Origin of the sequence: Streptomyces sp. BK79, from assembly GCF_044142145.1 — a bacterium.
Classification (GTDB): domain Bacteria; phylum Actinomycetota; class Actinomycetes; order Streptomycetales; family Streptomycetaceae; genus Streptomyces.
Map to the genome: position 1 here is coordinate 85,396 of NZ_JBHVOC010000001.1, position 18,983 is coordinate 104,378.

The window sequence follows — 18,983 nt, forward strand, 5'->3', positions numbered from 1 at the left end:
CGGCGGCCCGGAACCGCGCGAGGGCCGGCCGCCACTCGACGTGGCCGCCGGCCCCTTCAGCACCGGATCGGTGGATGTGCCTGACGCGAGGTCAGTTGGCATTCACCAGCTCGTGGGCCGGCACGGTCACCGTGCGCTTGCCCGGCTTGCCGCCCAGCACGATCTTCCGCAGCGCGCTGTTGTTGTCGACGCTGGTCTCCTTCAGCCGCTTCTCCGGGTTGGCGAGCACCTGGATGTAGTACGTGCCGTTGGGCACGTCGGTGATGTCGAAGGACTGGCCGGGCAGGTCCTGCGAGTACGTGTCACCGGAGCCGACGTCCAGCACCTCGCGGACGGAGACGGAGTTCTCCTGGCCGCAGGCGGTGGCCAGATCGGTGTTGTAGGGGTGCCAGTTGGCGTTCTTCACCGTGTAGTCGATCGCGTCGGTGTTGGCCAGGCAGAAGGCCTCCTTGCCGCTGCGCACGGCCTCCTTCTTGTCCGCCTTCAGCAGCCGGTAGCTGGCGAAGTCGGTGAAGTGCCAGTGCACGTGCCCCGGACGCGGGTCCCACTCCATGGTGCCGGTCGGCGTGTACCCGACCTGCTTGCCCTTGGCGTCGTAGAAGTACTGGTAGGCGTCCATCTTGGCCTTGCCGGGCGAACGGAAGCCGTCCACCACGAGCTGCGCCGGACCGGCGTTCCACACGTTGGCGCTGAAGGCCAGGTAGTCCTTGCCGGGGATGTCCTTCTCACCGTCGCTGACGATGATGCCGTAGGCCGGCAGCGAACGCAGGTCGGGCTTGGGGACGTCGGGGACGGAAGCCTTCCCCGCGGGCCGCTTCGCCAGCGGCGTGAGCGCCGGCGCCTTGCGCGAGCCGTCGGTCTGGCCGCCCTTGTCACCGACCGGCATCGAGCGCGCGGTCTGCTTCTTCTTCAGCGCCCACGGCAGCGCCGGCGGCGCCGCCTTCAGCGGTCCGTGACCCGCGTTGTACGAGGGCCTGGCCCCGCTCGTCACCGGCGCGGCGGCCTCGGCGGGCGTCGGGGCGTGCCCCGGCCCGTGGCCCGCGTGCGCGGCCGGCGCCTGGTGGGCGGCCTCGTGCCCGGAGTGCGAGGCGTGCTCGCCGACCCGGGCGGACCGCGGCGCCGGCTCGGCGGCGCCCTCCTCGTCCTCGTAGCTCCGCTCCTGCACGGTGACCTTCACCGTGGCCGGCTTGTGGGCGATGCCGAACAGGTCCCGGTACTTCTTGGCGACGGCGACCTTGGCGGTGTACGTACCGGCCGCCAGCTCGACCGGATCGGTGTAGGAGCCCGCGTAGGTGTTGGCGGCCCAGCCCTTCTCGACGCCCCACACCGAACCGAGCGTGAACGGGTTGGTGGGGCAGCTCTCCGGATACTTGGAGGTGGCGGGCGCGTCCGGTCGTACCCGGCCGCTGGCGTTGTTCGGACAGAAGTCCTCGGTACGGCTGAAGACCTTCTTCCCCGACTTGTCGGTGACCGTGATCTCCGCGAAGCCGGGCAGGCCCGAGAAGTCCTTCACCGTGCCCTTGGGCAGTGCCTTGGCCTTGGCCTTGCCGCCCTCATAGACGGTCTGGGTGACGGTCACCGGGTCCTTGTACGACTTCCGGGTCACCTTCAGTTCCAGCGGCGTCCCCTCGGCGGTGAGGTACGTGCCGAGGTCGAGGTAGACGCCCGGATCCTCCTTCCAGGAGGTGAGGGTGACCGAGGTGGTCGCGGCGATGAGGCTCAGCCTGGGCCCCGAGGCGGCGGCCTTCGCCGGCTCCGACGTGGCGGCCACGAGGCCGGCTGTCACGGCCAGCGCGGCGACGGCCGTGGTACTGGCGAGCAGCGGACGCCGCAGCCTGGTGGTGCGCGTTCTGGTCATCGTTCCCTCGTCCTCCGAGTGCTGTGAGACGGCGGCGGGCGGCAGGCCGCGGCTGTCGTGAGGACAGCCGCGGGGCCGGCACGGTGGACGGCACTCGCTGTGCCCGCGCTGTGAGAGGAACGAGCCGGACGCGGGGTTGTCCGGGCGGTGGAAAGTACGGGGATGTTGGCCGGATTCCGCCGTCATGGAGGAAATCGGGCCATTGTCATGGTTGTCGCCCGCCTCGTGGCGAGTCCTCTGGTAGCGGGGGCGTCTGTGCTCGCCCCTCCCCTCACGCCGGGCAGGTCGGCGGTTCCGCCTCGGGAGCGGCGGGGCCGGTGGGCGGCGCACCGGTGTCCGGGGAGGGACTCGCGGAGCCGGAGGGGCAGTCCTGCGGAGTGGACGGGTCCGGGGTGGGCGTGGGCGGATCGCTGGGCGTCGGTGAGGGCGAGGGGTCCGGTGACGTGGAACCGGACGGGGAGGGGTCGGGTGACGGGGAGGGACCGGTTCCCGTCGGGGAGGGGGCCGGGGTCGGCCGGGGTGACGGCCCGGACGGCACCGAGCGCGTGGGAGAGGGGGACGGGTTGGGCGAGGTCGGGTCGGGACCGATGATGATGCCGTCCTCGCCTCTCTCCTCGCGTCCCCCGGTGCCGCCGTCGCCGCCGCGGCCGTCCTCGTCGGCCGGCTCGGTCGCCGGGGTGTCGCCCCCGGCTCCGGGGGACCGCGGGACGACGCCCGTGCCGTCGGGCACGGTGTGCACGCCGCCCCGGTAGAAGTCCAGCCAGTGGCGGACCAGTTCGAGGTAGGACCGCGAGTGGTTGTAGCTGAGGACGGCCCGGTCGAGGTCGGCGGCCCGGGTCAGGTCGCGGTCCCCGGCGCAGAGGTAGTGCCCGGCGGCCAGGGCCGCGTCGAAGATGTTGTTGGGGTCGCGGCGGCCGTCGCCGTTGCCGTCCGCGCCCCAGCGCGCCCATGTCGACGGCAGGAACTGCATCGGGCCCACCGCCCGGTCGTACACCGTGTCGCCGTCGTGGACGCCGCCGTCGCTGTCCAGGATCAGGGCGAAGTTCCGGCCGTCGAGCGCGGGACCCGTGATCCGGCCCAGCGTGGTGCCGTGCCGGTCGACCGCGCCGCCGCGCGCCTGCCCGGACTCCACCTTGCCGATGGCGGCGAGCAGTTCCCAGGGCAGCGCGCACCCGGGGTCCGTGCGGCCGACGGACCTCTCCGCTGCGCGGTAGGCGCGCAGCACGGTGGCCGGTATGCCGGACTCGGCTCGCGCCCGGACGGCCTGCCCGGGGCGCGGTGGGACGTCCGGGGAGACCAGCGGCGGGAGTTCGGTGTGGTACGAGCCGTCGTCGGGCGGGGCGAGTTCGGCGTACGGCAGGTCCGCGGCCGGCGCGGGCCGGTCGTCGGCGGCCGTGCGGGCGTCCGGCTTCTGCGGGCCGCCGGGGGCCTGGGAGGCGGTGAGCGCGGCCACCGCGGTCACGGCGACGGCGGTGGCCCGCAGACCCTGCCGGGTCCGGACGGGTACGCGTCGGGCGCGTGTGGGCATGGTCTGTCACTCCCTGGTGGTGAGACGCGTGGGGGTTGGCGGTTCAGTGGTTCAGCGGCTCAGCGGCCGAAGGTGTCGATGCCCGAGACGAGCCAGCGACCGTCGCGTCGCGCGACGTCGACGGCGAGCATCGCCCCGGCGTAGGTGCCGTCGTCCTCGGCCTTCTCGTTCTCCTTGCCCGGGGCCTTCTCGCCGCCCGCGGTCTTCTTGTCGCCCGGGGCCTTCTTGTCGCCTGCGGTGCTGACGCTGCTCTGGTCGGCGTAGACCAGGACCCGGGCCCGGTCGCCGTCGATGCGCTCGACCGCGCTGTCCGTGACCGTGGTGGTGATCACCGCCTTCTGCCGGTCGGCCTGCGTGCGGAGGTCGCCGAACAGGTTCCGGTGCTGGGCGACGGCTCGCCCCGTCAGCCAGGTCTTCGCCGCCTTGTCGAGGGCGTCCGGGTCGGTGTGGTCGTACGAGAAGAGCGCGGCGACGGCCTTGGCCGACTGGCCCTTGATCTCGCTGGTGCGGGCGGTGTCGGACAGGGCGGTGTTGCGTGCGGCCGGGGCGTCGCGGAGGGTCTCGGCGCGGGAGTGCGCCCAGCCGGCGAAGCCGCCGAGGACGAGGGTGAGCAGGCAGAGGACCATGAGGGTGCGGCGGGGCGCGGACGGGGCGTTTCGCGGGGCCGCGGTCTTGTCTGACGGGGTGGGCCGGGCGCGGGTGGATCGTGGTTGGTCGCGCGGTTCCGCGCGTTCCCTGACCGCGCCGGCGGCCGGAGCGGTGCGCGGGGTTCCGTTCGCCTGGGGTGCGTCGGTGGCGGCCGGGGTGCGGAGTGCCTCGCGGGCCTGGCGACGGCGTGCGTTGTTCACGTGGTGGCGGGTCGTCGGCATCGTGTGTCGTCCTCTCCTGCGGCCGGTCAGCCGGCCGGCGTGCCGCCCACCGGGGCCTGGCCCAGGGCGCTGAGTTTCCAGTGGCCGCCGGTGCGGGTCAGTTCGCCGAGCATGCGGCTGTCCTTGTCGGTGCTCGCGTCGCCGGGCGCCTTCACCGTCACGCGCAGGGCGACCAGCACCCTGGCCCGGCCGGCCCGGTCGTCGAGCTCGGTGAGGGCGCCGGAGAGCACCTTGGCCGTGGTCACCGTCTTGGCCGACTTCACCTGGGTGGCGAACTCGTCGCGTCCGGCGACCAGTTGTTCGTGCAGGTCACCGGTGGTGGAGGACTCCCAGAGGTCCAGGCCCCGGTCGATGCTGCGGTGGTCGAGGGTGTTGAGGTTCTGCACGGCCTGCTCACCGGCGGCCAGGGCCGCGTCCCGCTGCTCGGCGTAGGCGACGGTGTCGTCGTGGGCGGCGTCGTACCAGTCCCAGCCCGCCCACGCGGCGAAGCCGCCCGCGATCAGCGTGAGGGCCAGGGCGAGGGCCGTGACCGGCAGCGCCCGGATCCGGGCGGGTGCGCTGGTCCCGCGCTTCATCTGTGCCTCCCTGTGCCCACGCGCGCTCACCGGGTCCTGATGTCGACGATCCGCCACTGGTCCTCCTCCCATCGCGCGGTCACCGTGAGCTGGGCCGCCGCGGAGGTGGTGCCGGCCTTGCCGCGGTGGGAGATCTGGTCGAGGAAGACCAGCAATCGCGCGCTGTCCCCGTCGAGTTCGACGACCCCCGTGCGTACGGCCTGGGTGCTGAGGGTCACGCGTTGCTCGGCGAGGTCGGCGCGGATGCGGCCCATCAGCTCCGTGTACTGGCGCTCAGCCCGTCCCGCGAGGACGGAGCGCGCCGCACGTTCGGTGGCCTCCAGGCCGTCCGGCGTGTACGAGAAGACACGGGCCAGGGCGTTGCCGACGTCGCCGGCGACTCGGGTGGTCGCCTCGGCGTCGGTCAGCGCGTGGTTCTCGGCGGACGGGGTGGACCGCAACTGGTGGGCACCGTAGAAGAACCCGCAGCCGGCCAGGACGAGCAGCGCGGCACCCACCGCGGGGACGAGGCGCCTGAGGAGGGAACCCGGGCGTCCGCCGCCGTCGTGAGACTTCGACAGCTCCTCGTGCGGCGCCGCCCGGTCGGGCTCGGTCCCGTCAGGCTCGGTCCCGTCAGGCTCGGTCCCGTCAGGCTCGGTCCCGTCGGGCGCGGTCCCCGGGTCCGCTTCGGGCGCGGGCTCCTCCTCCGTCCCATCACCCGGGCCGGAGGTGTTCCGGGACCGTCCGAGGTGCAGCAGCCGTGTCATCGGCTCTCGTCCTCCTCCGCCGTCCACGCGAGCGGTACCGCGCTCAGTGCCTTGACCTTCCACTCCCCCTCGCCCGTGCGGGCCAGGACCGCCTCCAGGCGCTTGCGGTCCGTGGTCGGCGCCTTCGCTCCGGCGGGCGTGACCTCGACGCGCACGGTGGCGACGAGTTTGGCGGTGCCCGCGCGGGTGTCGAGAGCGGTGAGCGCGGCCTCGGTGACCGTGCCCCGCGCCGACGCCCCCTTCTCGGCGGCGGTACCGCCCAGTTCGTCCCGCAGCGGCCCGGTCGAGGCGGCACGCCAGTCCCGGATGCCCGCCCGTGCCCGCTCCTCGGACGACGCGTCGAGGGTGTTCAGGACGGCGAGCCGCTCGCGTCCGTCGGCCAGCGCCTCGTCGCGTTCACGGCCGTACGCGAGGGAGTCGTCGCCCCGTGCCTGGGCGTAGGTCCACGCCCCGGTGCCGCAGAACGCCAGCGCCAGTGCCAGTCCCGCCCCGGCCAGGACGCGTGTGCGCCTCATCGGCCCGCCTCCGCGTCCGCGCCGAGCAGCCCCGCCAGTCCGGTGTCGCCGGTGCCGCCCGTGTCGGGCAGGGCGAGCGCGCCCGGCAGGGAGGCGGCGGGCCGGGACGGTGCGGACGCCGTAGCGCCCGCGCTGCCGGAGGGCAGGGAGCCGGGCTTGGCGGGGTCGGGTACCGCGCCGCCGCGGGGGGCGTGGGCGGACCCGCGTACGTTGACCCCGCTCGCGGCCGGTGCCGTACAGGAGGCGCCGGTGTTGAGGGCGGGGGCGGTGCCGAGGTCCAGGCCGGTGCGGTACCGGGTGCCGCCGTAACCGTCGGTGCAGGGCAAGGGCTGGAAGAAGGTGACGGCCAGGCCGAGCTTCATCGTTCCTCCGTCGACGGCGGTGGCGCCCGCGGAGACGGCCGCCGGGTATTTCACGAGGAGTTCCTCGATGCCGCGCTGCCGGGTGACGGCGACCTCGGAGGTGGTGAGCAGGTTGGCCAGGACGACTCCCAGGCTGGGGTCCAGGTCCCGGAGCAGCCCGCTGACCTGCGTGGCGGCGTCCGGTGTGACGGCCAGGAGCCGGCGCAGGTCGGCGTCGGAGCCCTTGAGGGTGCGGGCGAGTTCCGTGGCGCCGTCGGCGAAGCCGCGGATGGCCTCCGCCTCCTCGGCCTGGGTGCGCAGCACGGTCTCGCCGTCGGTGAGCAGGCGGGTGGTGGCCGGCAGGTTGCGGTCGGCGGCCTCGATGAAGCCGCTGCCGCTCTCCAGCAGGACCTGGAGATCGTCGCCGTGGCCCTCGAAGGCCTTGCCGAACTCGTCGACGACCGTCCGCAGATCCTCCAGCGGCACCGACCGGGTGAGGTCGTTCACGCTGGTGAGGACGTCGGTGACGGGGGCGGGCACCTCGGTGTCGGGCTGGGCGATGCGGGTGCCGTCGGCGAGGTAGGGGCCGGCGTCGCTCTCGGGACGCAGGTCGATGTACTGCTCGCCGACCGCGGACAGCCCCGCCACCACGGCCCGGGTGTCGGCGGGGATGCGGGGGGCGGACTTCTTGATGCGCAGCTGAGCGACCACCCCGTCGGCGGTGAGGTCGATCGGGCCGACCCGTCCCACCGACACGCCTCGGAAGGTGACGTCGGAGTGGGTGAACAGACCTCCGGTGCGCGGGAGTTCCACCTTTACCGTGTAGTAGTCGGCGACGCCGACGTACCGGCCGAGGTCGGCGTAGCGGATGCCGAGGAAGCCGAGGACGAGGACGGCGATGAGGAGGAAGGCGAGGTTCTTCAGGCGTACGGCGAGGGTGATCATCCCTGTGCGCCTCCATCCCCGGACGGCCCGGAGGTTCCGGACGGCCCGGCGGCCCCGGTGGGTGTCGGTACGGAGGGCAGGGGCAGCGGTGCCGGCGGGGAGGCCGTGGTCCCGGTGCCCGTGCCCGCGCTCTCGCTCTCGCGGGGTGCGTCGCCCTGCCCGCTCTGCGCCGTGGCGGTGGGCGAGGGGGTGGGTGAAGGGCTGCCCTTCGGCACCAGGGGCGGGATCACCTGGGTGCCGGGAGCGGCGGTCATGTTCAGGTACACGTTGAGGTAGTCGCCCTTGACGCCGTTCAGCACCTCGTCGGTGAACGGGTAGGTGAGCAGCACCTGGAGCGAGTCGGGCAGGTCCGTCCCCGCGTCGGCGAGGGCCTTCAGGGTGGGGGCGATGGCTTTGAGGTCGGCGACCATGTCGTCCTTGCTCGCTTCAACGGTGGTGACGGCCACCCCGGACAGCGTGTCCAGGGAGCGCAGCATGGTCAGCAGGGAGCCGCGCTGTTCGTGCAGGGTCTTCAGGCCGGGCGAGAGGTCGGTCAGGACGGTGCGTACGTCGTCCTCGCGGCCGGCGAGGGTCGCGGCGAGCCGGTTGACGCCGTCGAGGGCGTCGGTGATGTCGCCGCGGTGGTCGTCGAGGTTCCCCACGAGTTTTGCGACCCGTCTCAGCATGGAGCGGACCTCGGGTTCGCGTCCGCCGAGTGCCTTGTTGAGTTCCTGGGTGATGGTCTTGAGCTGGTTGACGCCGCCGCCGTTGAGCAGCAGGGACAGCGCGCCGAACACCTCCTCGACCTCGGTGTTGCGGCCGGTCCGGGAGAGCGGGATGACACCGCCGTCACCGAGCCTGCCCCCGGCGGACGACTTGGCCGGCGCGACCAGTTGGATGTACTTCTCGCCGAGCAGGCTGGACTGCTCCACGCGGGCGCCGGCGTCGCGCGGCAGCCGGACCTCGCCGTTGATCTCCATGGTGACCCGGGCCGACCAGTCGTCCCCGTCGAGGCGGACGGCGGTGACCCGGCCGACGGCGACGTCGTTGACCTTGACCGCGGCCTGCGGCACCAGGCTGAGCGCGTCGTCCAGCTCGGCGGTGACGGTGTAGGGGTGGGAGCCGAGGTCGGCGCCGCCCGGCAGGGGCAGGTCCTCGATGCCGTCGAAGCGGGGGGCGGTGACGGAGAACGCGCCGAGGGCGAGTGTGAAGCCCAGGCCCAGGGCGAGGAGCCCGCCGATCCCCACGCCGGTGGCGGCACCGGTGGTGAGCATCCGCCGCCGTACCGTGCCGTGCGGGACCTCGACGCGGTCCGCCTCGGCGGTCTCGACCTGGTCCGTGTCCGTGACGTCCGCCGGCTCGGACGCCGTTCCCCGGCGCCGTACGACGCGTCTCACCGCTCCCCCTTCCCCGAGGCGGGCGGCGTCGAGGTCGCGGAGCCGCCGGTGACCGGCAGGGGCAGCAGGGGGCCGCCCATGCTGATCTCGTTGAGGTTGGCGCGGCCGTCGATCCGGCCGGTGCCGGTGTCGTAGGCGCCGACGAGGTTGTCCGCGGCGAGCGGGGCGACGTCCAGGGCCTCGGCCAGCGAGGAGCGCCGGCTGACCAGGGTCTGGGTGATCGGTACGAGCCGTTCGACGTTCTTCTTCAGCTCGCCGCGGTTGTCCTTGATGAAGGTCTTCACCTGGCCGAGCGCGGTGCCGAGTTCCTCCAGGGCGCCCGCGAGGTCGTCCTTGTTGTCGGCGAAGTAGCCGACGACCGTGTCCAGCCGTTCCTGCGCGGTGCGTACGTCGGTGTCCTTCTCCTTCAGCATGGTGGTGAAGGTCTGGAGGCTGCTGAGGGTGGCGAACAGGTCGTCGCCGGACCCGTCGAGGGTCTTGGTGGCCTTGCCGAACTCCTCGATGCCGTCGCCGATGGCCTCGCCGTTGCCGTCGAGGTTGGCGGCGCCCGTCTTCAGCAGCTCGGACAGGGCGCCGGAGGAGTTGGCCCCGTCCGGCCCGAGTGCCTCGCTGAGGTCGGTGATCGAGGCGTAGAGCTGGTCGATCTCGACCGGGGTGCGGTTGCGGGAGGCGGGCAGGACGGCGCCGTCCGCGAGGGCGGGTCCGGAGCGGTAGGCCGGGGTGAGCTGTACGTAGCGGTCGGCGACGACGCTCGGTGCGACCACCAGGGCCCGCGCCGACTTCGGCACGCGTATGCCCTCGTCCAGCGCCAGTTCGACCCGCACCCGGGTGCCCAGCGGGTGGACCGACTCCACCTCGCCGACGCGGACGCCGAGGATGCGCAGGTCGGAGCCGGCGTAGATGCCGACGGCGCGGTCGAAGTAGGCGGTGACGCGGGTGCCGCCGGAGTCCAGGGCGCGGACCGTGGCGAGTGAGGCGGCGACCACGGCCAGCGCGATCGCGACCGCGAGGAGTCTTCTGCGCTTGCTCATCACTCACCGCTCCCCTGTGCCGCCGCCCGCTGCTTGGGCGGCATGCACGACGTCTCGGGCCGGGACTGCGCGGGCAGGTAGTCGCGGGGCACCACCCCGCACAGATAGCTGTCGAACCAGCGGCCGTTGCCGAGGGTGTTGCCGACGAGCCGGTAGTAGGGGCCGACCAGGGCGAGCGTCCGGTCCAACTGGGTGCTGTTCTCCTCCAGGACCGTGGTGACGCGGCCGAGCGCCTTCAGCGTGGGGCCGAGCTGCTTCTCGTTGTCGCCCACGAGGCCGGTCAGTTCGGTGCCGAGGTCGCGGCTGCCCTCCAGCAGGTCGGTGATGGCGTCGCGGCGGTCCTGGAGTTCGCCGAGCAGCGGTCCGGCGTCCTCGATGAGGGTTTCGAAGCTGGACTTCTTGTCCTTGAGTGTCTTGGTGAACTGTGCGCTTCCCTTGAGGAGTTCGGACAGTTCGCGGTCCCGCTTGGAGACGGAGCGCGACAGGTCGGACAGTCCGGTGGCGGCCTTGCGGACGTGCGGCGGCGAGTTCTCGAAGGTCTCCGAGATCGTCTCGAAGCTCTTGGCCAGTTGCCGGGTGTCGAGGGCGTCGACGGTGGAGCCGAGGTCCTGGAACGCCTGGGTGACGTCGTACGGGGAGGTGGTCCGGGTCCGCGGGATGCGGTGGCCGGGGTCCTGTTCGGCGGTGCCGAGCGGGTCGAGGGCCAGGTACTTGTCGCCGAGCAGGGTCTTGATGGCGATGGCGGCGGTGGTCCGGTCGCCGATCCAGGCGTCCTCCACCTCGAAGGTGACCTTCACCCGGTCGCCGTCGAGGGCCACGCCGGTGACCTCGCCGACCTTGACGCCGGCGACGCGCACCTCGTCGCCCTCGTCCAGGCCGGCGGCCTCGGTGAAGTCGGCGGTGTAGGTGGTGCCGCCGCCGGTGAGGGAGAACCGGTCGGCGTTGTAGGCGAGGACGGTGAGCAGGGCCAGCAGGAGCAGACCGACCAGGGCCACGGCGACCGGGTTGCGGTCCTTGACCGGCTTCAGGCGCGGCGGGTGGGAGCGGCGGGGCGCGGCCGGCGGGGTGTCGCGGCGTTCGGGCCGCAGCAGCAGGGTCATGCGCCGCACCTCGGTTCGGTGACCGCGATGCCGGTCGGCGGCTTCGCGCCGGTGGAGGTGGTCACGCCGTCCACGCGGGCCTCGCAGAGGTAGAGGTTGAACCAGGAGCCGTAGGAGGACAGGCGGCCCAGGGCGGTCAGTTTGGCGGGGGTCCGGTCGAGGAAGTCCTCGAGCTGCGGGGTGGCGTCGCCGAGGTTGCCGGAGAGCCGGCCCAGTTCGCGGATGTCCTTCTTCAGGGGCGCGCGTCCCTCCTGGAGGAGGTCGGCGGTGACGGTGGTCAGGTCGCCCATGGCGACGACGGCCTTCCCCAGGGGCTTGCGGTCGTCGTTGAAGCCGCTGACGAGTTTCTGCAGGGTGTCCACGAGGGTGTCGAAGTCGCTCTCGCGGTCGTTGAGGGTGGTCAGGACCGTGTTGAGGTTCTTGACCACCTCGCCGATCACCTCGTCCTTGGCGGCGATCGTCGTGCTGAGCGAGCCGATGTGCCGGATGAGGCTGTCGACGGTGCCGCCCTCGCCCTGGAGGACCTGCACGATGGAACCGGCGAGTTCGTTGACGTCCTTCGGGGAGAGTCCCTCGAAGAGCGGCTTGAAGCCGTTGAAGAGCAGGGTCAGGTCGAGCGCGGGGGTGGTCCGGCCGAGCGGGATGGTGTCGCCGGCGTCGAGCGCTCCGGTGAGGTCGCCGCTGCCCCGGTCCAGGGCGATGTAGCGCTGCCCGACCATGTTGAGGTACTTCACGGCGGCGGTGGTCGAGGCGGGCAGGGTGCGGTCGTCGCGGACGGTGAAGGTGACCTGCGCGGTGCGCCGGTCGACGACGCGGACGTCGGTGACCTCGCCCACCTCGACTCCGGAGATGCGCACGCTGTCCCCGTCGGTGACTCCGGTGGCGTCGGTGAACAGCGCCTTGTAGGCGAGGCTGTCGTCGCCGACGCCGGTGCCCGAGACGCTCAGTCCGAGGACGGTCGTGGCCAGCGCGGTGACGACCAGGAAGGCGAGGGACTTCAGCAGCGGGCCGGTCAGCGGGCGGCGCCGGGTGGGGGTGGCGTGCCGGGTGCCGGCGGTACGGCGTGAGGTCATCGCAGGGTCACCTCCGTGCCCCGCAGCGCCGGTCCCGCGAGGAGGCTGCTCCACTCGGGGAGGTCGGCGGGTGCCTTGCCGGTGGCGGGTGCGAGGAGTTCGTTGACGAGGGCGTTCTCCTGCGGGGAGTTCGCCGGCCCGAGGTTCTGCCCGGCCGCCGCGGGCACCTGTACGGCCGGTCGCGCGGCGACGCCGAGGTAGGGCACGGGGTAGCAGCGGGGGCCGCCGCCGGCGCCGTAGGAGGGGGTGTCGGTGCCGGGGCGGTAGGCGCCGCGGGAGGGCACGGTGGTGACGTCGACGCGCAGGCCGGGCCGGTCGGTGCCCTTGCCGAGGGCCTTGTCCATGGCCGGGACGAAGTCGGCGAGGGTGCGCAGGGTGCAGGGGAAGGCCGAGGAGTACTCGGCGAGCAGTTCGAGGGTGGGCCGGGAGGAGGCGGAGAGCCGGATGATGGTGTCCTTGTTCTGCCGCAGGAAGGCGGTCATGTCCTCGGCCGTCCTGGTGGTGGCGCCGAGGGTGCCGGCCAGCTCGCTCTCCTTCTCGGCCAGGGTGCCGCTGGTGGTGGTGAAGTCGGTGAGCGCCGTGAGGATGTCGGGGGCGCTGTCGGCGTAGACATGGCTGACCTTCACGAGGTGTTTCAGGTCGCGGTTGAGGGTGGGCAGTTGCGGGTTGAACTTCCGCAGGTGGGAGTCGAGGAGGGTGAGGGTGTCGCCGAGCCGGTCGCCGCGGCCCTCCAGGGCCTGGGAGACGGCGGAGAGGGTGGCGGAGAGCTTCTGCGGCTGGACGGCGGTGAGCATCGGCAGCACGTCGTCCAGCACCTGCTGGAGTTCGACGGCGCTCGTGGAGCGGTCCTGCGGGATGACCGCGCCGGCCGCCAGTGAGTGCGCGGAGGGCGAGGCGGGCGGGACGAGGGCGACGAACCGCTCGCCGAACAGGGTGGTGGGCAGCATCTGGGCGCGCACGTCGGCCGGGATGTCGTCGAGGACGCCGGGTTCGAGGGCGAGGGTGAGCCGGGCGCCGTCCCGGGTGGCGTCGATCTCGCGGACCTCGCCGACGACGACGCCGCGCAGCTTCACCTCGGCACCCCGGTGCATCTCGTTGCCGACGCTGCCGGTCTCCACGACCACCGGGTCGGAGTCGGTGAACCGCTTGTCGTAGACGGCGACCGCGAGCCACACCAGCAGGGCGGGGACCACCAGGAAGACCACTCCGGCGAGCCGGCGGCGCACGGTCGCGCCGCGTGTCGTGTTCACCGCGCTCATGTCAACCCGCCACCTTCACGGTCGTGGTGGCGCCCCACAGCGCCAGCGACAGGAAGAAGTCGGTGACGCTGATCAGCACGATGGCGTTGCGCACCGACCGCCCGACGGCGACGCCGACTCCGGCCGGGCCGCCGGAGGCGCGGTAGCCGTAGTAGCAGTGGGCGACGATCACCATGACGCTGAAGATGAGCACCTTGAGGACGGAGAGCAGCACGTCCGTGGGCGAGAGGAAGAGATTGAAGTAGTGGTCGTACGTGCCCCGGGACTGGCCGTTGAAGAGGACCGTGACGTAGCGGGAGGCCAGGTAGGAGGAGAGCAGCCCGATCGCGTAGAGCGGGATGATGGCGACGACGCCGGCGATGATGCGGGTGGTGACGAGGTAGGGCAGGGAGCGGATGCCCATGCCTTCGAGGGCGTCGACCTCCTCGTTGATGCGCATGGCGCCGAGCTGGGCGGTGAAGCCGGCGCCGACGGTCGCGGAGAGGGCGAGGCCGGCGACGAGCGGGGCGATCTCGCGGGTGTTGAAGTAGGCGGAGACGAAGCCGGTGAAGGCGGCGGTGCCGATCTGGTCGAGGGCCGCGTACCCCTGGAGGCCGACGACGGTCCCGGTGAACAGGGTCATCGCGATCATCACGCCGATGGTGCCGCCGATGACCCCGAGGCCGCCGGTGCCGAAGGCGACCTCGGCGAGCAGGCGCTGCACCTCCTTGAGGTAGCGGCGCAGGGTGCGCGGGATCCAGAGCAGGGAGCGGACGTAGAAGAGGAGTTGGTCGCCGGAGCGGTCGAGCCAGGCGAGCGGGGAGGCCACGGACCTCAGCCTCCCTTCGGCGGGACGAGTTGGAGGTAGACGCCCGTCATCACCATGTTCACGAAGAAGAGCAGGAGGAAGGTGATGACGACGGACTGGTTGACGGCGTCGCCGACGCCCTTGGGGCCGCCGCGCGGGTTCAGGCCCCGGTAGGCGGCGACGACGCCGGCGATGAAGCCGAAGACCAGGGCCTTGAGTTCGCTGACGTAGAGGTCGGGGAGCTGGGCGAGGGCGGAGAAGCTGGAGAGGTAGGCGCCGGGGGTGCCGTCCTGGAGGAAGACGTTGAAGACGTAGCCGCCGAGGATGCCGACCACGGAGACCAGGCCGTTGAGCAGGACCGCGACGCCCATGGTGGCCAGGACGCGGGGCACCACCAGGCGCTGCACGGGCGATACGCCCATGACCTCCATGGCGTCCAGTTCCTCGCGGATGGTGCGCGAGCCCAGGTCGGCGCAGATCGCGGAGCCGGCCGCGCCCGCGATCAGCAGCGCGACGATCAGCGGGCTGGCCTGCTGCACGACGGCCAGGACGCTGGCGCCGCCGGTGAAGGACTGGGCGCCGAGCTGCTGGGTGAGCGAGCCGACCTGGAGGGCGATCACGGCGCCGAACGGGATCGAGACCAGGGCCGCGGGCAGGATCGTGACACTGGCGATGAACCAGAACTGCTCGACGAACTCCCGGAACTGGAACGGCCGTCGGAAGATCGCGCGGGCCACCTCGGCGGCGAGCGCGAACAGCCGGCCGGTCTGCCGCAGGGCACCGGTGATCATGCGCCGCTCCCGGCGGCCGGCATCGGGAGCGTCGGGGCGGTGCCGTACGCACCGGCCGTGCCGGGGGCGCCGTCGGTGGGGCGGGCGGCGTACGTGCGCTCGATGGCGGCGCGGGCGGCGGGCGGCAGGTGGTCGAGCATGCCGAGGACCCGCTCCCGGCGCCGGGTGACGGCGCGGCGCGGCGGGAGTCCGGGGGACGGCTCCAGTTGCGGGACGATCTCACGCGGTCCGTCGGCTCCCGCGCCCCGTGACCCCGCGGCCTCGGCGGCGAGGGTGGCGGCGTCCTTCTCCTCCGACATCCCGATCGGGCCCTCGCGGCGGCCGGCCAGGAACTGCGCCACGACCGGCTCCTCGCTGGTGAGGAGCACCTCGCGCGGGCCGAAGGTGACCAGTCGGCGCCTGAAGAGCATGCCCATGTTGTCGGGGACCGTGGCGGCGATGTCGAGGTTGTGGGTGACGATCAGCATCGTCGCGTCGATCTGCGCGTTCAGGTCGATCAGCAACTGGGAGAGGTAGGCGGTGCGGACGGGGTCGAGCCCGGAGTCGGGTTCGTCGCACAGGATGATCTGCGGGTCGAGCACGAGCGCGCGGGCGAGTCCGGCCCGCTTGCGCATGCCGCCGCTGATCTCCCCCGGCAGTTTGCCCTCGGCGCCCAGCAGCCCGACGACCTCGATCCGCTCCATGACGATGCGGCGGATCTCCGACTCCTTCTTCCGGGTGTGCTCGCGCAGCGGAAAGGCGATGTTGTCGAAGAGGGACATGGAACCGAAAAGGGCGCCGTCCTGGAACATGAGCCCGAACTTCTTCCGGGTCTCGTAGATATCCCGTTCGGGGCTGTTCACCATGTCGACGCCGTCGATGAGAACACGGCCGCGCTCCGGCTTCAGCAGTCCGATGAGCGACTTGAGGAACACGGTCTTTCCGGTGCCCGACGGACCGAGCATGACACTGACCTCTCCGGCCGGCAGGGTGAGGCTCACGTCCTCCCAGATCCGCTGCCTGCCGAAGGACTTGGTGAGACCCTCGACCACCACTTCGATTCCCATATCACCTCCAGAGAGGGTGAGGTCCGCATGCACCGCGGAGCGCACGTCAAGCCGGTGCACGGTTCACTGACAACAGGCGGGGCGCCGGGCTCCGCGGTCCTCCCCGTGCTTTGTCACCGCGCAGACAAAGCACGGGGAGGACTTTGTCCGCCGGGTGCGGGGCGGGGCCGCGCGGCTCCCGGGGGGAGGGTTCCGCGCGGCCCCGCCGACGGATGTCCGCCCCTGAAGGAGGGCAGGGCCGGAATTCATCCGTCGCGCCTCCTCGGCATGGGGGGGCACCCACCAGGAGATCAGCGCCGTGTCCGGCACGCTACGGCTGAGTAACCTGAGGGGGCAAGAGCAGGTTCCGACTTTCCCGAAGGATTCGGTTCGGCCATCGCGTCTTTGTCAGCACGGCGACAAAGAAGCACCTTCTCTTTGTCACTCGGTGAGCAATACGGGTCCGGACGAACCGTGCGCGGCTTCGGCCCGACTCCCGGGGCGGGGCCGGTGCCGGCCCGGGAACGACGCCTCCCTTAGCAGCGGATGACTAAACCGGGCTCCGGACTGCTCACCTGGGGAACAGGTATTTCCACTTATCGAAAGAATCATGGTCGGCGCCATTGTTCGCCTAAGTTTCCCGCAAGTAACGTCATGGCTCGCGGTCGAGGATTTCCGGGCCGCGGACCGCCCGTTGTTCCACCCCACGGTTACGGGCGCGATCCCCTTCTGCCGGTCAATCGACAAGGGAGTCCCCACGTCATGAAGAAGTCCCTGACAAGATTCGCCCTCGTGGCGGGCGCGGGCGCCGCCGCCTTCGGTATGGCTGTCGCCCCCGCTTCGGCCGTCCCCTCCACGGTCTGGACCGTCACCCCGTCGCCGGCCAACTTCTCGGCCACCAACAGCGGGAACATCGTCCTGACCGCCAACATCCCGATGACGTGTACGACGTCCAGCGCCTCGGGCACGATGGCCAGCGCCACCGGCAACCCCGCCACGGTGGCCAGCATCAACGCCATCAACTTCGGCACCAGCGCCTCACCGTGCACCAGCGTCCTGGGCAACGTCACGACCGTGGCGACCACCCCCTGGACCGTCGTCGCCCAGGACTACACCGCCTCCACCGGTGTGACCAAGGGCTACGTCGGCAACGTCAAGGCGAAGGTGACCGCGGGCGCCTGCGTGTTCAACGTGCAGGGCAAGGCCACCGCCACCTACACCAACTCCACCGGCATCCTCGCGGTCACCAGCGTCAGCGGCGACCTGGCCGTCACCTCGGCCTCCGGCTGCGGCACCGTGGTCACCACCGCCACCAAGCCCACCTTCAAGGGCAACTACGCGGTGAAGGTCACCGGCACCAGCACCATCCCGAAGATCGTCGGGAGCAACCCGTAAGCAGGGCACGGCTGTCCGCCGCCCGGCCGGTGATCCCGGCCGGGCGGCGGACAGCCCGCACGAGGCGGCCGCAGCCGGCCGTCCGAACCGTGGCACGACCCGAGCGGAGTGACAGATGACAGGCCCCCGTACCGCCGTCCCGCCGACGGTCCGCAGCCGCGCCCGGAGCGCGGCGATCGCCGCGTTCGTCGTGCTGGCCGCCACCGTGCCCGCGGCCGCCGGTGCGGCCGGTACGCAGGAGGTCGACACCGCACTGCCCTACGTGTGCCTGTTCCCCTCCGGAGAGCAGTCCGCGACGGTACGGATCTCGGCGGACCTGCCCGTGCGGGTGGCGCCCGGGGAGCCGATCGAGCCCGCGGACGTGACCACGACCGTCGAGCTGCCGGAGCCGGCCGTCGCCGACCTCGCGGCGCTGGGCGCGGCCGACGTCCGGGCCGCGACCCGCCTCCAGGTCGGCGTCGCCCAGGGCGAGGCCGGCGCCGAGGCGACCTGGCGCGGCGGCACGGACGCCACGCCCCTGCCCGCCACCGGGCCGCTGACGCTGACGGCGACGGGGGACGTCCCCTCGGTGACCGGACAAGGCGCGGGCGAACTGACCATGACGGCCGGGGTCTTCGCCCTGGACCTGTCCCTGACCACCGCCGACGGCGGCGCCGCCGACCCCGCCTCGGTGACCGTCGACTGCGCCCTCGCCGACGACGCCCCGGACGGGGGGCGGATCGCCGCCGTCCTGGTCGGGACGGACGAGGACGGCGGCACGGCCACGCCGAGCGGATCGCCGTCCTCGGAGCCCTCCGCCTCCGCCGCCCCGGGGCAGCCGGGCGAGGACCCGGAGGAGGACCCGGCGGACCGGCAGGGCGAGCGCGCCCCGAAGGTCGCCGAGCCCGCGCCGGGCGGTGCCACCCCCGAACGGTCCGCGCCGACCTGCAAGTACGACGAGAAGTACCCGGCCGGACCGATGTCGCTGAACGCCTACATCACCGGCTACTCCAACGTGAACAAGCTCGACGGTGCCGCGCTGGTCCCGCCGTACTGCACGCTCATCACCCAGGGCGAGCCGCAGTTCGAGTTCTTCCCGGACTTCAGCGGTGCCACCATCACCCAGCACTCCACCGCCGACCTCTATTACGAGCAGCGCAAGCAGACCCCGCCCTTCGAGGCGACCTTCCTGACCTTCGACTTCACCCCGACCACGGCCACGATGGTGCTGGAGCAGACGGGTCCGATGACCATCGACTCGCACGGCACCACCGACTTCCTGTTCACCAGCACGGACACCTACGTCCGGGCACCGGTCGTACTCCGGGTGACGTCCCTGAAGGTCAACGGCACCCCGCTGGACGTCGGGACGAAGTGCCGGACCAGGACGTCCCTCGACTCCCGCGACCCGGAGCCGGAGAAGTACCCCGGCGACCACCTGGTCCTGCACGGCCGGGGCGAACAGACCACCGGCCAGCCCGCCACCGGCTACCTGCTGCTGTCCGGCGGCCCGCTGACCGGCGAGGTCACCATCCCGGCCTTCACGGGCTGCGGCACCGCCGGCGGCGAGAACCTCGACCGTCTGCTCACGGCCTCGGTCTCCGGCCCCGGCAACTACGTCAAGCAGATCCAGGGGCAGGCCTGCTTCGTCTCGGCCGAGGTGCTCAACCCCGACGAGTGCACCGAGGACGCCCAGCCCCGCAAGATCCCCGTAGCCGAGCGCTGATCCCCGCCCTCCTCGTCCGAAGCCCGAACCCGATTCCTGACCCCTGACTTCCTGACCCCTGACC

The 18,983-nt window shown here is 72.2% G+C and carries 17 protein-coding genes; 2 read left to right on the forward strand and 15 right to left on the reverse strand.

Annotated features, from left to right (window positions below):
* Positions 1 to 91: 91 nt before the first annotated feature.
* The 15 genes from ACFIF2_RS00430 to ACFIF2_RS00500 form a co-directional block, all read right to left on the reverse strand.
* Positions 92 to 1,858, reverse strand: a complete 1,767-nt coding sequence (locus ACFIF2_RS00430) for a lysyl oxidase family protein (RefSeq protein ID WP_395570385.1) — start codon at positions 1,856 to 1,858, stop codon at positions 92 to 94.
* Positions 1,859 to 2,129: 271 nt separating this feature from the next.
* Positions 2,130 to 3,386 (reverse strand): lytic transglycosylase domain-containing protein, encoded by a 1,257-nt coding sequence (locus tag ACFIF2_RS00435; RefSeq protein WP_395570386.1) that lies wholly within the window; start codon positions 3,384 to 3,386, stop codon positions 2,130 to 2,132.
* Between the two features lie 59 nt (positions 3,387 to 3,445).
* A complete protein-coding gene (locus ACFIF2_RS00440) occupies positions 3,446 to 4,255 on the reverse strand; it encodes a hypothetical protein (RefSeq protein ID WP_395570387.1) in 810 nt (269 codons plus the stop codon).
* Positions 4,256 to 4,281: 26 nt separating this feature from the next.
* The gene (locus tag ACFIF2_RS00445) at positions 4,282 to 4,830 is read right to left on the reverse strand and encodes a hypothetical protein (protein ID WP_395570388.1); all 549 of its coding nucleotides are present in this window, start codon (positions 4,828 to 4,830) and stop codon (positions 4,282 to 4,284) included.
* Between the two features lie 26 nt (positions 4,831 to 4,856).
* Positions 4,857 to 5,576 carry a hypothetical protein gene (locus ACFIF2_RS00450; protein ID WP_395570389.1) on the reverse strand — a complete coding sequence of 240 codons (720 nt, stop codon included), beginning with the start codon at positions 5,574 to 5,576 and terminating at the stop codon, positions 4,857 to 4,859.
* The gene (locus ACFIF2_RS00455) at positions 5,573 to 6,091 is read right to left on the reverse strand and encodes a hypothetical protein (RefSeq protein WP_395570390.1); all 519 of its coding nucleotides are present in this window, start codon (positions 6,089 to 6,091) and stop codon (positions 5,573 to 5,575) included. The genes ACFIF2_RS00450 and ACFIF2_RS00455 overlap by 4 nt, the downstream gene beginning before the upstream one ends.
* Entirely contained in the window at positions 6,088 to 7,377 is a 1,290-nt protein-coding gene (locus ACFIF2_RS00460) for an MCE family protein (protein ID WP_395570391.1), read from the reverse strand. Before ACFIF2_RS00460 ends, ACFIF2_RS00455 begins: the two co-directional genes overlap by 4 nt.
* Positions 7,374 to 8,630: an MCE family protein gene (locus ACFIF2_RS00465; protein WP_395570693.1), complete on the reverse strand. Its 1,257-nt coding sequence runs from the start codon at positions 8,628 to 8,630 to the stop codon at positions 7,374 to 7,376. Before ACFIF2_RS00465 ends, ACFIF2_RS00460 begins: the two co-directional genes overlap by 4 nt.
* Positions 8,631 to 8,749: 119 nt before the next feature.
* Positions 8,750 to 9,784, reverse strand: a complete 1,035-nt coding sequence (locus ACFIF2_RS00470; RefSeq protein ID WP_395570392.1) for an MCE family protein — start codon at positions 9,782 to 9,784, stop codon at positions 8,750 to 8,752.
* Positions 9,784 to 10,884, reverse strand: coding sequence for an MCE family protein (locus tag ACFIF2_RS00475; protein ID WP_395570393.1), 1,101 nt, complete (start codon positions 10,882 to 10,884; stop codon positions 9,784 to 9,786). The genes ACFIF2_RS00470 and ACFIF2_RS00475 overlap by 1 nt, the downstream gene beginning before the upstream one ends.
* A complete protein-coding gene (locus ACFIF2_RS00480) occupies positions 10,881 to 11,957 on the reverse strand; it encodes an MCE family protein (RefSeq protein WP_395570394.1) in 1,077 nt (358 codons plus the stop codon). The genes ACFIF2_RS00475 and ACFIF2_RS00480 overlap by 4 nt, the downstream gene beginning before the upstream one ends.
* Entirely contained in the window at positions 11,954 to 13,216 is a 1,263-nt protein-coding gene (locus ACFIF2_RS00485; RefSeq protein ID WP_395570395.1) for an MCE family protein, read from the reverse strand. Before ACFIF2_RS00485 ends, ACFIF2_RS00480 begins: the two co-directional genes overlap by 4 nt.
* Position 13,217: 1 nt before the next feature.
* On the reverse strand, positions 13,218 to 14,024 hold the full coding sequence (locus ACFIF2_RS00490; RefSeq protein ID WP_223779243.1) for an ABC transporter permease: 807 nt from the start codon (positions 14,022 to 14,024) through the stop codon (positions 13,218 to 13,220).
* A gap of 5 nt (positions 14,025 to 14,029) precedes the next feature.
* Positions 14,030 to 14,794 carry an ABC transporter permease gene (locus ACFIF2_RS00495; RefSeq protein ID WP_053141558.1) on the reverse strand — a complete coding sequence of 255 codons (765 nt, stop codon included), beginning with the start codon at positions 14,792 to 14,794 and terminating at the stop codon, positions 14,030 to 14,032.
* The gene (locus ACFIF2_RS00500; protein ID WP_395570396.1) at positions 14,791 to 15,840 is read right to left on the reverse strand and encodes an ABC transporter ATP-binding protein; all 1,050 of its coding nucleotides are present in this window, start codon (positions 15,838 to 15,840) and stop codon (positions 14,791 to 14,793) included. The genes ACFIF2_RS00495 and ACFIF2_RS00500 overlap by 4 nt, the downstream gene beginning before the upstream one ends.
* A gap of 741 nt (positions 15,841 to 16,581) precedes the next feature.
* Here ACFIF2_RS00500 and ACFIF2_RS00505 point away from each other — a divergent pair.
* On the forward strand, positions 16,582 to 17,214 hold the full coding sequence (locus ACFIF2_RS00505; RefSeq protein ID WP_395570397.1) for a hypothetical protein: 633 nt from the start codon (positions 16,582 to 16,584) through the stop codon (positions 17,212 to 17,214).
* Positions 17,215 to 17,329: 115 nt separating this feature from the next.
* The gene (locus ACFIF2_RS00510) at positions 17,330 to 18,919 is read left to right on the forward strand and encodes a DUF6801 domain-containing protein (RefSeq protein ID WP_395570398.1); all 1,590 of its coding nucleotides are present in this window, start codon (positions 17,330 to 17,332) and stop codon (positions 18,917 to 18,919) included.
* The last annotated feature ends 64 nt before the right edge of the window (positions 18,920 to 18,983 follow it).

Excerpts from the sequence above, each read along its gene's own strand:
- ACFIF2_RS00430 (WP_395570385.1), bottom strand. The coding sequence starts at position 1,858 with ATGACCAGAACGCGCACCACCAGGCTGCGGCGTCCGCTGCTCGCCAGT.
- ACFIF2_RS00435 (WP_395570386.1), bottom strand. The coding sequence starts at position 3,386 with ATGCCCACACGCGCCCGACGCGTACCCGTCCGGACCCGGCAGGGTCTG.
- ACFIF2_RS00440 (WP_395570387.1), bottom strand. The coding sequence starts at position 4,255 with ATGCCGACGACCCGCCACCACGTGAACAACGCACGCCGTCGCCAGGCC.
- ACFIF2_RS00445 (WP_395570388.1), bottom strand. The coding sequence starts at position 4,830 with ATGAAGCGCGGGACCAGCGCACCCGCCCGGATCCGGGCGCTGCCGGTC.
- ACFIF2_RS00450 (WP_395570389.1), bottom strand. The coding sequence starts at position 5,576 with ATGACACGGCTGCTGCACCTCGGACGGTCCCGGAACACCTCCGGCCCG.
- ACFIF2_RS00455 (WP_395570390.1), bottom strand. The coding sequence starts at position 6,091 with ATGAGGCGCACACGCGTCCTGGCCGGGGCGGGACTGGCACTGGCGCTG.
- ACFIF2_RS00460 (WP_395570391.1), bottom strand. The coding sequence starts at position 7,377 with ATGATCACCCTCGCCGTACGCCTGAAGAACCTCGCCTTCCTCCTCATC.
- ACFIF2_RS00465 (WP_395570693.1), bottom strand. The coding sequence starts at position 8,630 with ATGCTCACCACCGGTGCCGCCACCGGCGTGGGGATCGGCGGGCTCCTC.
- ACFIF2_RS00470 (WP_395570392.1), bottom strand. The coding sequence starts at position 9,784 with ATGAGCAAGCGCAGAAGACTCCTCGCGGTCGCGATCGCGCTGGCCGTG.
- ACFIF2_RS00475 (WP_395570393.1), bottom strand. The coding sequence starts at position 10,884 with ATGACCCTGCTGCTGCGGCCCGAACGCCGCGACACCCCGCCGGCCGCG.
- ACFIF2_RS00480 (WP_395570394.1), bottom strand. The coding sequence starts at position 11,957 with ATGACCTCACGCCGTACCGCCGGCACCCGGCACGCCACCCCCACCCGG.
- ACFIF2_RS00485 (WP_395570395.1), bottom strand. The coding sequence starts at position 13,216 with ATGAGCGCGGTGAACACGACACGCGGCGCGACCGTGCGCCGCCGGCTC.
- ACFIF2_RS00495 (WP_053141558.1), bottom strand. The coding sequence starts at position 14,794 with ATGATCACCGGTGCCCTGCGGCAGACCGGCCGGCTGTTCGCGCTCGCC.
- ACFIF2_RS00500 (WP_395570396.1), bottom strand. The coding sequence starts at position 15,840 with ATGGGAATCGAAGTGGTGGTCGAGGGTCTCACCAAGTCCTTCGGCAGG.
- ACFIF2_RS00505 (WP_395570397.1), top strand. The coding sequence starts at position 16,582 with ATGAAGAAGTCCCTGACAAGATTCGCCCTCGTGGCGGGCGCGGGCGCC.
- ACFIF2_RS00510 (WP_395570398.1), top strand. The coding sequence starts at position 17,330 with ATGACAGGCCCCCGTACCGCCGTCCCGCCGACGGTCCGCAGCCGCGCC.